The organism is Rhizobium hidalgonense, from assembly GCF_002914525.1.
Lineage (GTDB): Bacteria > Pseudomonadota > Alphaproteobacteria > Rhizobiales > Rhizobiaceae > Rhizobium > Rhizobium hidalgonense.
Genome location: NZ_LODW01000101.1, coordinates 1 through 11,612, shown reverse-complemented (window position 1 = coordinate 11,612; position 11,612 = coordinate 1). Strand labels below are relative to the sequence as shown.

14 protein-coding genes and 3 pseudogenes are annotated in these 11,612 nt (G+C 58.2%); 10 read left to right on the top strand and 7 right to left on the bottom strand.

Annotation, left to right across the window (positions count from 1 at the left end; genetic code table 11):
* Positions 1 to 129: type II toxin-antitoxin system VapB family antitoxin (locus ATY29_RS29875; protein WP_097537483.1), on the bottom strand; the 129-nt coding region annotated here is incomplete at its 3' end.
* 357 nt (positions 130 to 486) lie between these two features.
* Between ATY29_RS29875 and ATY29_RS29870 the strand changes: the two genes are divergently transcribed.
* Positions 487 to 903 carry a response regulator gene (locus tag ATY29_RS29870; RefSeq protein ID WP_052272645.1) on the top strand — a complete coding sequence of 139 codons (417 nt, stop codon included), beginning with the start codon at positions 487 to 489 and terminating at the stop codon, positions 901 to 903.
* A gap of 10 nt (positions 904 to 913) precedes the next feature.
* Here ATY29_RS29870 and ATY29_RS29865 read toward each other — a convergent pair whose 3' ends face one another.
* The 4 genes from ATY29_RS29865 to ATY29_RS29855 all read right to left on the bottom strand — a co-directional run bounded on the left by ATY29_RS29865 (position 914) and on the right by ATY29_RS29855 (position 2,190).
* Positions 914 to 1,279: a response regulator gene (locus ATY29_RS29865; protein WP_052272646.1), complete on the bottom strand. Its 366-nt coding sequence runs from the start codon at positions 1,277 to 1,279 to the stop codon at positions 914 to 916.
* Between the two features lie 100 nt (positions 1,280 to 1,379).
* Positions 1,380 to 1,625 carry a DUF4142 domain-containing protein gene (locus tag ATY29_RS38025; RefSeq protein WP_244597473.1) on the bottom strand — a complete coding sequence of 82 codons (246 nt, stop codon included), beginning with the start codon at positions 1,623 to 1,625 and terminating at the stop codon, positions 1,380 to 1,382.
* A gap of 1 nt (position 1,626) precedes the next feature.
* Complete coding sequence (locus tag ATY29_RS38020; protein ID WP_244597472.1) at positions 1,627 to 1,941, bottom strand: hypothetical protein; 315 nt, start codon at positions 1,939 to 1,941, stop codon at positions 1,627 to 1,629.
* A 72-nt stretch (positions 1,942 to 2,013) separates the two neighbouring features.
* Positions 2,014 to 2,190: an XRE family transcriptional regulator gene (locus tag ATY29_RS29855; RefSeq protein WP_244597471.1), complete on the bottom strand. Its 177-nt coding sequence runs from the start codon at positions 2,188 to 2,190 to the stop codon at positions 2,014 to 2,016.
* A 1,064-nt stretch (positions 2,191 to 3,254) separates the two neighbouring features.
* Here ATY29_RS29855 and ATY29_RS29845 point away from each other — a divergent pair.
* The 3 genes from ATY29_RS29845 to ATY29_RS29825 all read left to right on the top strand — a co-directional run bounded on the left by ATY29_RS29845 (position 3,255) and on the right by ATY29_RS29825 (position 7,186).
* The gene (locus ATY29_RS29845) at positions 3,255 to 5,078 is read left to right on the top strand and encodes a PAS domain S-box protein (RefSeq protein ID WP_342210734.1); all 1,824 of its coding nucleotides are present in this window, start codon (positions 3,255 to 3,257) and stop codon (positions 5,076 to 5,078) included.
* Complete coding sequence (locus ATY29_RS29840; RefSeq protein WP_040111692.1) at positions 5,075 to 5,452, top strand: response regulator; 378 nt, start codon at positions 5,075 to 5,077, stop codon at positions 5,450 to 5,452. Before ATY29_RS29845 ends, ATY29_RS29840 begins: the two co-directional genes overlap by 4 nt.
* A 1,434-nt stretch (positions 5,453 to 6,886) precedes the next feature.
* Entirely contained in the window at positions 6,887 to 7,186 is a 300-nt protein-coding gene (locus tag ATY29_RS29825) for a DUF982 domain-containing protein (RefSeq protein WP_040111693.1), read from the top strand.
* A gap of 673 nt (positions 7,187 to 7,859) precedes the next feature.
* Here the strand turns inward: ATY29_RS29825 and ATY29_RS37105 are convergent.
* A pseudogene (locus tag ATY29_RS37105) lies at positions 7,860 to 8,079 on the bottom strand (hypothetical protein); the annotation flags it as partial.
* Positions 8,080 to 8,352: 273 nt separating this feature from the next.
* On the opposite strand from ATY29_RS37105, the gene ATY29_RS29815 reads away from it, so the two are divergent.
* The 6 genes and pseudogenes from ATY29_RS29815 to ATY29_RS29785 all read left to right on the top strand — a co-directional run bounded on the left by ATY29_RS29815 (position 8,353) and on the right by ATY29_RS29785 (position 11,189).
* Positions 8,353 to 8,772, top strand: coding sequence for a response regulator transcription factor (locus ATY29_RS29815; RefSeq protein ID WP_052272668.1), 420 nt, complete (start codon positions 8,353 to 8,355; stop codon positions 8,770 to 8,772).
* A gap of 115 nt (positions 8,773 to 8,887) precedes the next feature.
* Positions 8,888 to 9,832 (top strand): MFS transporter, encoded by a 945-nt coding sequence (locus tag ATY29_RS36550; protein ID WP_133118222.1) that lies wholly within the window; start codon positions 8,888 to 8,890, stop codon positions 9,830 to 9,832.
* 121 nt (positions 9,833 to 9,953) lie between these two features.
* Positions 9,954 to 10,187 carry a hypothetical protein gene (locus ATY29_RS29800; RefSeq protein WP_040111696.1) on the top strand — a complete coding sequence of 78 codons (234 nt, stop codon included), beginning with the start codon at positions 9,954 to 9,956 and terminating at the stop codon, positions 10,185 to 10,187.
* A gap of 281 nt (positions 10,188 to 10,468) precedes the next feature.
* On the top strand, positions 10,469 to 10,645 hold the full coding sequence (locus ATY29_RS29795; protein WP_080771747.1) for a DUF3606 domain-containing protein: 177 nt from the start codon (positions 10,469 to 10,471) through the stop codon (positions 10,643 to 10,645).
* A pseudogene (locus ATY29_RS38015) lies at positions 10,642 to 10,740 on the top strand (exodeoxyribonuclease III); the annotation flags it as partial. The gene ATY29_RS29795 and the pseudogene ATY29_RS38015, both read left to right, overlap by 4 nt.
* A 101-nt stretch (positions 10,741 to 10,841) precedes the next feature.
* On the top strand, positions 10,842 to 11,189 hold the full coding sequence (locus ATY29_RS29785) for a hypothetical protein (RefSeq protein WP_040111697.1): 348 nt from the start codon (positions 10,842 to 10,844) through the stop codon (positions 11,187 to 11,189).
* Between the two features lie 269 nt (positions 11,190 to 11,458).
* On the opposite strand, the pseudogene ATY29_RS38010 reads toward ATY29_RS29785, so the two are convergent.
* Positions 11,459 to 11,612 (bottom strand): annotated as a pseudogene (locus ATY29_RS38010) (helix-turn-helix domain-containing protein); the annotation flags it as partial.

The window sequence follows — 11,612 nt, the reverse complement described above, 5'->3', positions numbered from 1 at the left end:
GCGTTTTCCCGACTCCACACGAACAAGCGTCTCCAACGCTTGGCGGACCAGAGTGGCGGTTTCTTTCGTCCCCGTTAGAGACCTAGCCCTTTCCATGAGGGTGTCGTCGAGATTGATAGTCGATCGCATCGTTTGGCTTCCTATTGTGGTGTTATAGATAGCACCATTTGGTGATAAAATCTACGCCTGATCTTCACTCCAATACGTCGGCCGTCGGATGTGAATCCAGCGGCGTGATATTCGCTGCAGGCGCGCGGGTTACTGTCCCATCGACTGCACGATTGTGGAATGGCGGGATCGGTGGTTCGTATCCCTTCAAGGGGGTCGATTTCAGACCAGGTCGCTCGATGACTGTGTACTGGAACCACAATTGCTCCGGCGGGCCACCGGGAGTAATCTTGCCTCGCAGCGAGCCCGGCTCGAAAGCCGAGTGAATGCGGAACCGCCACGGCTTTCAAAGGTTGGTGGAGCAGGAGGATGCCTTTAATGTCGCAAGGAAACCTCAACGGCAAGAAAGTCCTCGTCGTCGAGGACGAGTACCTTCAGGCTCGGACGATCGCCGACGCTTTAATGGAGCACGGCGCCGATGTCATCGGCCCTTTCCCGACGGTCGAAAAAGCGCTGCAGTCCTGCGGGCGGGATGTGATCGACGCTGCTATTCTCGACGTCAAAGTGGGTGACGTCACCTCGTTTCCCGTTGCGGAAAGCCTCTGTCGCGACGGTATCCCTTTCATTTTTCTGACAGGTTACGATCGCGCGATGATCCCGCCGCGGTTCAAATGGGTCCCGCATTACCTGAAGCCATTCGTCGGAAGGGAGGCCCCAACGGCCCTGGCGCTTGCGATCGCGCAACTTCGGTCCGAGCTCCCGCCGCGCCGGCCGACTAGGAGGCCAGGTAGTTGAATTTTTTCTGTCAATGTCGCGACGCCTTACGCGAGATTCTTAATGCCACCTCGATCAGAACTTCGAAAGGCGCAATCGGCTTCCGGATTATTTGCTCTTTGCGGAGCCGCTTCGGCAGCACGTCCCTGTCGAACCCGGTAACAAAGAAGAAGGGGATGCCTTTTTCGCGAAGAACGTCCGCAAGTGGAAATACGTCCTCGGCATTCAGCCTGATGTCGAGCACAGCGGCGTCGATCGCCGCCTTTCCGAGCGCCAGAAAAGCTGCCTCGATATCGGGGTAGGGACCGACGACGTCACCACCATGCTTTTCGATCGCGCGCGCCATGTCCTGGGCTTGATCGTAATCATCCTCTACGACGAGGACGCGTCTGCCCACCAGATCAGAAGCTCACGCGCGTGCTCCGGGGATGTACAGGTTTCCGAGAAGGCGGAGAAAGATCCGGTGCCAGCACATCCGTCATCACCGAACATGATCCTCAACCAAGCTTCGACTTTAGCATGTCGAGGTGGTCCATATGTTCCTTAATTTGGCCACGTGCAAGCTTCGTAAGGCTCAGATGCTCGCGATCCTGGCCGATCTTGAGGTAGCCCTCTTGAATCGCCAGCAGCTTCTTATGGCCTTCGAGTTGGGCGGTAACGAACGCCTTGTCGAATTCGGCTCCGGATGCAGCCTTCAGCGAGTCCAGCGAAGCCTTGCCATCGCTGTCGAGGATCTTGGCCACTTCATCGTCCGACGGCGGCTTCAGCGCTCCCTCCGCCTTTCCCCATCTCCATGGACTTCAGGATATCGGCGATGGTCTCCTGCTCAGCGACTTCCCATTCTGCAAACGACTTCACCATCCCGTCGGACGCCTTCTCGGTCGCGACGCGGCTTATGGCCAGCGACAGCGAGCCGACCTTCTTGGTATCTTCCGCATGTTTCTTTTCAGCGTCGCCCATGGCGGGGGAATGCGATTGAGCATGGACGAAAGTGGACGACAAAAGGGTGGGAAGCGCGGTTGCGGCTGCGAGTCCCGTCAGCATCTTACGGCGGTTCATGGGTATCTCCGGTCTGTTGAGCGGCCTTGATAACTTCAAGGCCGCCGCGAAGTTCCCGGTGACGTCCTTCAGCTAGGCAAGAACGTGCTCGATGCGCTCGACATGATGCTCCGGCACCGGTTCGCCAGGTTCCTCGGCAGCGGCGATTTCCGCCACCGTAAGTCCGGTCGCAATTGCAAGCTCCTCGAGGCTGTCGCCTCTGGAGATACGAGCAGCCCTGCGGCTTGCTGCTGGGGTCGTATCTGACATGACAATTTGATCTATGTTTTTCATCTCCAAATTTGCGTGCAAGAAATGTCCTAAGGGGCGTTGAGTTCCATGACGAGAGTTAGCCGCCCTTTTTGCTCTTCTCCTTGCGTAGTCGCGACATCTTCAGACCCTCCGTCAGCCGCACGCTGGAGTATGCCATCTTCACTACTGAGGAGAAGGGCAGGATCCCTGACAGTGCAGTACCAAGTGCTTCAGGGTGGCGGTCATGGCGCGGATCGCCACCGTCTTGCGCTCTGGTTCCTCAATATGATGAGAAGGTCAAAAGCCTCGTGCTTTCCGGATAGCCTCTCTCACGCTGAGTTCGATCTCGATATCTTCGAGAAATCGGCGGGACAGCCTTGGAGTTATCGCACGCGGGAGAACTCGTCGCGCTGAAGCTCAATGAATAGGCGGCCGCGCAGCAGCGGTCGAAGCGGGAAGGGACCAAAGCTTGCCACTGCGCGGCCCGAACCCCTGCGGAGGGGTGGATCGCGAAGAGTGCAGGGCTTGCGCTGTCCAACAATCCAAGCGCCTAACCACTGTCAGTGTCGAGAGTTCCCGCAAGTTCCTACCAATCGCGAGATCGAATGATTTAGGGGTGGTGGACCGCACGACCACTGCCATATGGGGCGCAGCGTACAGGAGACTAATTTTCGTGCGGTCCGAGCGTGTAACAACGCCGCGGCGTCTGGGTTCCCCAAGGTCGGCGAGGGAGGAGGCTGGATTGTAGATGGGGTGCGGGGAGACTGGACAGCTGTGTCGCCGCAGATTTGGCGACGCTCGCTTATCTCGGGCAGATAACTCCGAGTAAGTTCCGAAGACGAGTTCAGTGGCCATACGATTGGGAGGGCCTCCTTCACTGACTAGCTAAATCCCGTGCCAACGCTAAATCAGTTTCCAGGCGAATGATGCCAGCTGCTGGCCGCGCATCGTCGGGAACTGATCGTCTATAAGGATGTTCGGGGGAATTCAAATGACAGGCCCGAGGAAGCAATCATGGGCAGTTATTCAAGCGCCAGAAAGTCCTCGCCGACTTCGGGGAATTTGCGCTTCGCTCCGACGATCTGGATGCAATCCTGAGCGAGGCCTGTCGTCTGGTTAGCGACGCAGTCGATACGCGCCGCTCCAAGGTATTGGAAATTCAGGAGGGTGGTCAAAAGCTGCGCGTGCGAGCGGCAGTTGGATGGCAGCCTGACATCGTCGGTCTCGAGCTCGACATGGAGGACCATTCGTCCGAGACCTTTTCAATCCGGACCGGCGAGCCCGTCATCACTCAGGACATCACAAAGGAAGAGCGGTTCAAAACGCCCGATTTCATGCGAGCGGCCGGTGTCGCCGCGCTCGCCAACGTCCCGATCTTCTTACCGGGCAACCGCACTTTCGGTCTGCTTCAGGTCGACGACGTCGAGCCAAGGGATTTCTGTGAGGAAGACACACAATTCCTCAGAACCTACGCCACGATCCTCGGTCCGGTGATCGACAGGCTCCACAAGATGCAGGCACTTCAGTCGACGACGGAACGTTTCGCTCTCGTCGTTGAGAATGCCCGCGACTATGCCATCTTCGTCGCGGACCCGCAGGATCGGATCGTCGACTGGCATAAGGGTGCTGAGAAAGTCTTCGGGTGGACGGCTAAGGAAGCCGCCGGAATGTCTTGCAGCGAACTCTTCACTCCCGAAGATCGGGCGAAGGGCGAGGATCGCAAGGAAATCGAGACGGCCAGACGCGAAGGTTCGGCTCCCGACGTGCGATGGCACGTGCGCAAGGATGGCTCGCAGGTTTTCGTTGACGGCTCGACCGTATGCCTGCGAAACCCGGACGGCTCGGTAAGAGGGTTCCTCAAGATCGGTCAGGATGTCACCGAGAAACATCGAACCGAACAGCGGCTTTCGGAAAGCGAAGCCTTGCAGCGATCGCTCATAGCGGGTGTTCCGCAACTGGTCTGGCGGGCGCGATCCGTTGGCCTTCGCATCTGGTCAAGCCCGCAGTGGGAACGGTTTACAGGACAACATAATCAAGACAGCCTTGGGATGGGTTGGCTGGCGGCCGTCCATCCCGACGATCGCGATCTGGTGACGGCGGCCTGGGAGGACGCGGAAGCCAAGGGTGGGCTCGATTGCGAATATCGTATCCGTCGCGCTTCGGATGGGGAATATATCTGGCACCACAGCCGCTCGCTTCCAGGAAGTGGCTTAGGGTTCGAGTGGCTCGGGACCTGTACTGATGTGCAGCAACTGAAGGAACTTCAGACCAGTCAGGAGGTCATGCTGGCGGAGCTACAGCACCGAACCCGCAACATCGTTGCGGTCATACGGTCGCTGTCGCTCAAGACGATCGAGTCAAGCCTGACGTTGGAAGACTTCGCCGAGGCTTTCAGTCACAGGCTTGCCGCTGTTGCTAGAGTCCAAAGTCTTCTCTCGCATCTGGGCGAATATGAACGGCTTACGTTCGATGATCTGCTTGAGGCGGAATTGGCCGCGCATGTCAGCGACAGGGAAAAGATAACGCTCGATGGACCGCCGGGCATCCGATTGCGGTCACGGGCGATCCAGACATTCGCCCTGGCGCTCCACGAACTGGCAACCAACGCTGTCAAATACGGAGCGCTGGCATCGTCGCAAGGCCGTCTTACGATCCGATGGCGTCTCGAGCATGGATCTGACGGCCGATCGCCAGCCTTGCTCCTGGAGTGGGTGGAAACCGGGGTTGAAAACATGCCGAGCGACGACGCGCCGGCGCAGGGCTCTGGCTATGGGCGGGAGCTCATCGAGCGCGGACTCCCCTATCAACTCAAAGCTAAGACCACCTATGAAATGGGCGCCGGCGGCATCCGCTGCACAATTCTCGCTCCCATAGCTTTCGACCTCGGAAGGAATAGTCCACGATGACTGTTGAGACCCTTGCTGGCCTGGCCATTCTCGTTGTTGAGGACGATTATTTCATCGCCGACGAACTGGCGAGCTCGCTTTCACGTGCCGGTGCGCAGGTGGTTGGGCCGGTCGGCGCCTTGAGTGACGCGCTTGCACTTCTCGACGAAACGGATCACCTGGACTTTGTTATACTTGACCTGAATCTCGATGGAGAGTCGGCTATCCCGATCGCAGACGCGCTGGCGGCTCGGAACGCACCCTTTGCATTCGTCACCGGTTACGGTTCCAGTGGAATCCCTCCGCGATTTAAGACGGTAGAGCGCCTCGACAAGCCCGTGGAGATAGCGCGGGTGGTTAGTTTGATAAAGAAGGGAACGGGATCTTCGACTTAATCGCTCTATTGAACGACGAACGGGACGCTCGCCGCATGTTGCTCCGGGCCGCCCTCATCAAAATACCGCCGCCGAAGCGGGCAGCGCTGCTAGTGAGGCTCACATGCCGATCCACAACATCGCGGGCGACTGAGCGGGGCTTCGTGACAAGATTGAAGCCGTTAGGCTGCAGGGGCGCAGGCAGTGTAATTGGAAGCATCTCCACTACCGCAAAGACGTTGAGGCGAGTTCGGACGCCCAGCTTTGCGAAATCGCAATTCGGCGTGATCAACAAGGTCGGTCGAAAGCGGTCGCTAGTGGCACCCAGGCCCGCGAAAGCTGGCGAGCCTGCGTTTGTCCCTGGAGCACCTTTGCTACTACCGGCCAGACTGGATGACTTCAGCAAGCATTGGCCGCGCCTGATTGTGCGGAACTATTGGGAGTCGGATTGCCGGTGCCACTTCCCGCTGCGCGGTGGCAGTCGTTCGGATCACCACCTGACGCGCCAGAGTTGCTGCTGCTATCCGTTGGATTGCCGGCGTCAGCTCCAGACCCGGTGGAATTGCTACCAACGCTGCTGCCATTCATATTGCTGCCGCCCGTCGCATTGGTGCCCGATGCGCCGCCATTGGTACTGGACGCACCGCTGCCGGACGATGCGCCGCCGCTGGAGCTTCCTGAGCCGCCAGAGCCTCCGGAGGATTGAGCCATGGCAGATGTCGCAAGAGCAAGAGCGAGTGCTGACGTCGCAAGGATCTTGAAAGTCATGAGTTCACCTTTGTGGGTTGATTGTCTTTGCGAGGCCTAAACCTCAGGCATCCACGAGAGTTCCTAACTGCATGTTCCCATCGCTACCGTGTCCGGCACCGTACCAAAACGAATAGAAGCGGGTTCAAGTCCGAGCTACTCGTCGTGGACGTCATAAATCCGGCGCGCCTGAGCCAGGCCCCCGTCGGATGTCGAGCCTTGATTTCAGCAGAGGCGCCACGACGCAGATGTGGAGGTGGAGCAGCCATGGGGGCTGCGACCGCACGACGGGCGGACGCGGCTCGTTCCATATTCAATCCCAAAGCGGCATCAGCTCGGCTGTTGAACCGGCGCACGCGCATGCGGCGCCATGACACTCTCTTGGTGCTGAAGACGGTCGACGAGGTTGCCCTTCCTTCGCCCCCCTCCAAAACCTTCAGCGCATTGATGTTTTCACAGGAAGCAGCTTTGTTGCCACCGAGAGAGGGCCGAGTGGTTCTGACGTGCTGAAAGCGACCGCATGGCACTGGGCGGATCAGTGCCAGGGAGAGGACGAGCTATTTTGCAATTCCTCTTGAATTCGAAAAAGCCAAAAACCAAATCGGATGCCGTCGACTGTACAGCGCAGGCGACGTTCGAACGCAAAGACATCAAACGGCGCCATCGCGATGGCGCCCATCAACATCGCGGCTACGGAAGGAGAGAATGATGAAGCCCGATATGTTCAGACAGCCTGTTTCGGTTCTTGTTGGTCTTGGATTTCCCGTTGAGGTCCGCAGCGTGATGGACGCCTACCGGCATCTCGCCGAATGGCCGGCGTCGTTGCGGGATAGTGCGCATTCCATCGCTCTCAAGGCTTGCGGTGCCGCGCTCCGCGGCGAGATCGAGCCGGAGACGGTACGCGGCCTGTACGCTGCGTTCGCTGAAAAACACGATTTGCTGGTGCCGGAAGACCAGGTCATTGCTGTCTCTCGGATGTCGCGGGACAGGGATCCTCAGCTGTACTGAGATACAGCCGATGATGGCGACAGCTTGAGCCACGGCCAACGATCGAGTTGGCGCCTCCGGCCCCGCGACCGCCGTTGTTCGGCGACTGTCGTCTTCCCGGCTTCGTTAGGCGAGCTGCCAAGCCCACTGGTTCCATGGTCTCCGGGGCAAGGTTAGCGTTGGGGCCGCTTACTTCTCGAGCGACATCGCGCCCTGTTGTGCAACGCCCCGGTAAGAGGGCTTAGTGTCGCGCTCCTGCCGCGCGGCCTCGTGTCGCCGCACCTGGATAGTGGCTCGCCCTCATGCCGCTCCTTGCAGGTCGGATCTGCGCAAAGGCGGCGATTGACCCAGACGGAAAGCTACGAGATCACATGCTCAATGCGCTCGAGGTGGTGATGAGGCACGATCTGAAGGGGTCCCTCGGCCGCTGCGATTTCCTCGACCGTAAGTCCGCTGGCGACGGCTAGGTCCTCAAGACTGTAACCTTCGCAATCCTGGCTTCGAGGCTGCGGAGGTGTTGTCGGCGGTAGCGAATTGATCCATTTCAAACTCCAAATCACATTGATGAAGCGGCTGAGGGGGCGATCTGTCCCCGACGGGCTGGCTCCTTCGTGGTGTCGCTGGTTAGCGGTTAGCCGCCAACGCCGAGCCGCTTGGTTTTCTCTTCGCAGACGACGCTCTTCTTGCCTGGCGGCGCTTCCATGATGCCTGTTGCCCAAACGGTGATGCGCATGCGGCCGGATCTTAAGACGAAGCGGCGTTCAGTGGTCTGCTTGCCTGCCGTATAACCTGCACGAAAACATGCCGTGCCGCCCACCGATTGACGCGCTCACGGAAAGACTGCGGCTGCGACCACCACCAGTCGCTCAGCGCCGTTCAAAGGAAACTGTCTTCTGTTGGAGGCGGTCAAGCATAAGCTTCGAGTCCCAAATCAAGTTCAGCCGGCATACCCTCACTTCGATCGTCATTGCGCTGCAATCTGCTGCTCGAAGCTCCGGGACGGTGAAAAGACGATACCGCTGCGCCACGCTACGCAGTCATTGAGCGCGTTTTCCCCTCGAAGGCCAGCGCCCGAAGCAGTTCGGACTTCCGCCCGGAGGGCCTGGTCTTCGAGATCGCATTCTCAGCGGAACCCGATCCGGCATTTGAAGTTTCACCAGTGCGGGCTGGTTCCGACGGGTAGGCAAGTGAAGCATAAGGTATTGATAGTCGAGGACGAGCCGTTCCTGCGGATGAAGACGGTCGATCTGGTGGAAGCTGCAGGATTCGAGGCATTCGAGGCAGGCAATGTGTCGGAGGCGATCGTGATCCTTGAGGCGACGCCTGGAATCCGCATCCTCTTTACGGACATCGACATGCCCGGCAGCATGGACGGCCTGATGCTCGCTGCGGCGGTGCGCGACAGATGGCCGCCCATCCAAATCATCGTCGTGTCGGGCAAGCAGAAGCCGTCGGCACGGGACATGCCGGATCACAGCATATTTTTTCCGAAGCCCTACGACACCAAAAAGGTCACCGACCAGCTTCAAAAGTGGCGGCATAGGAATAGTGCGCATGGAACATGTGCGTCGACGACAAAGTTCATCTGTCGTCCCATCCTCACGTGATCTCCTACTATTTCCATGCCAGTTTGGTGTTCTGTCCTCGGCATTCTTCGCATGCTTCGCCGCAATGCAATTGCCAGTAGGCTTGCTCTTCGATCGCTTCGGATGCCGATTGCCGATGACAGCGCTCGCCCTTTGCGGCGCTGTGGGCTCGGCGATGATCGCGACGGCGACGTCATTCGCACATGCACTGCTGGGACAGGGGCTGATCGGAATGGGCTGCGCTCCAGCTATTATGGGGATCTATTTCCACTATGGGCAGGCACTTCCGTGGCAGAAGGCGGCGCGGGGTCGCGACCAAGGTCGCCATCATCGGGTCGCTTGGAGCTTTGGTCTCCGCAACGCCGCTCGAGCTGCTTGTTTCAATGCTCGGTTGGCGATACGCGGTCGCGGCGTCGGCGTGCTGTATGACCTTGGCATCGGGCTTGCTTTATATCTCAGTCAATACCGATCGAAACGAGGAAAACCCGATGCTCGACGAGGCAAGCCGCTCTCCGAACAATGTCGGGTTTCTGATCTTCCTGTCACCTATCTCTTAAGTGCATCTCTAGGTACCGTGTTCAGGAGTGCCTGGGCGTCGCCCTACCTCATGGAGGTGGTCAAGCTTTCTTCCCAGCAGGCGGCAAATGCCTTTGCCGCGGTGAGCGCGGCAGGCACGTTGACGGGTGTCGTTCTAGCTCTGGCAATGAAGCGTTGGTCGGCGGGATCGATCGTCGGGGCGCTCTATGGGGTAGCAATCGTACTGACTACCGCCCTCGCGTTCGATCCGGCGCAGAATGTGTTCGTCGCCGCTATCGTGCTCTCCACCTTGTACTCGATTAGCAACTGCCACACGATTGCCTTAGCGGAAGCACAAGAGCACATCTCCGCCCGAAGGCGTGGCATGATCTTGGGCGTCTTGAACGGCCTGGGGTTTGTCGGCGTGGCCTCGTCTTCCCCGATATTCGGGATGATCGCCCGCTCGCTCGAACCAAGCCCCGCTTTCACAGCCATGTTCGCCGCAACCGCAGCAGTCCTCACCGGTTCTCTCGTCTTGTACATGTTCCGAAGCCGAATGAGGTGACCGTTCTCGACTGTGGCGTCCTTTGAGTGGGGAACGACCGCCGTCAGGATCCCGAAGAGTTGGAGACTGAGGTCTTGTTGTAGATCGCTCCTCCGCTATGTCGATAGCTGGAGGATGTCACATGCCAACGCACGACGAACACTTCCGCATGCTTTCGGAAGCGGTACAGGCTTGGTACCGCTATTACGAGGTCGAACCCGACGACCAGGCGTCGCAAACCTTGTGCTCGGCCGCCATCGAGTTCTTCAACGAAGGCGCGACATCGTTAGAGGATGTCACAACGTTGCTCATCGGCACTTATGTCGGCAGGTGGGCGACGCGCGTAAACGCGCCGACGTCGGCTGCCGTTCACTGAGCTGCCGGGTCGACGGGATAACCGATTTCGTCCTGCACCTTGCTGATCGACAGCTTCCCGCCCAGCGGAGAGACGTGCTCAGCAGCTTCGATTTCGTTATCGTCCTTGAGAAGCCAGCAACTACCAGTCGGCCGGAGCGACACCGCGGAGGTCTTTGCGGTGCAGGATCGAGGTCACCCGGTTGCGGCACCTGCGACGAATGTCTTGCACCGCACGAATTGGCCGGAACTTCTTGAATCCGCGTTCGTTTTTAGATGGTCCGAAACACAGGAGGCTCTATCATGGCTACTACATCACGTGGACGAAATCAGGACCGGGCGCGCGTCGCCGCCGGTCAGAAGCATGAAGTCGCATACGAGGCGAAAAAGGAAAACGTTTCGAAGGATACGGTCAAGAAGGCGGTCAAGTCTGCCGGTAACAGCCGCAAAAAAGTCGAGGCCGAGATTGATCGCCACTGACGGTGATCGCCAGTTACAACGTGAACGGCGTCAATGGCCGTCTCGAAGTCCTGCTTCGGTGGATTGGGGAGACCGCGCGGGACGTCTGCCTGCTGCCATGGTGTTCACGTTCTTGGCCAGTTCGGCAATTTATCATTTCTCTTCATAGATTCAAAGCAAGTTGCAGCTAAGGTCGCGTTCTCGTATGGAGGGTAAAATGCTGAGATTTGTCGGCCTTTCTTTTATTTTTGGGGCTGTCGCCTTCTTAGTCCTCGAGCTGATGCGGTTGCATTGGGGCGATGACTCGATGTTCACAGAGCCTTACCTCGGTTTCTGGTTCCTTTTCGGTGAACTGATCGGCGGGATCGGTGTTCAAACGATCTTTGGATTGTTGATCGGGGGAGCACTTTTTGTAATTTCTCGAACGCCTGACAAAGTTAGGCGGAGCCTCATCACATCGACGATAACCACGACGATTGTCACATCGCTGATGTTGATCGGAGTTTACGGCCATCGAACAGAACGCACAGTCGTCGAGGCTATTAGCCTCAGAGGTGCCTTGTAGACTTTACGCTCAACCGTTTCTCACGCCGACAACCTAAGTCCAATTGTCTGCATCACACAGCCTAGAACGTTCACCCATAGCAAGAGTCGAACCTGCCCTATCGTCATAACAACCCATCAATAAATGACTATACAGATATCGTGTCGGTTGTATCCACAGACGGACCGCTACCAATCGAACCTACCCAGCCACGGCTGAGCCACTGAAGTTCCACAAATACCTCTTACGCCACCGACAGATCAAGCCGCCTGAGTGGCCCTCTCGGATGCTTACTTCTGTTCTTCCATCTCTTCATCGACAATCGAGCTGACGAGGGCAACGACCCGGCTGCGCACACGCGGGGAAAGGAGCAAGACGTCGTCTATCAGACGCCGTCCCTCCGCCGTGGAAATGTAGGCAATCTTCTCATCGATCTCTGTTATG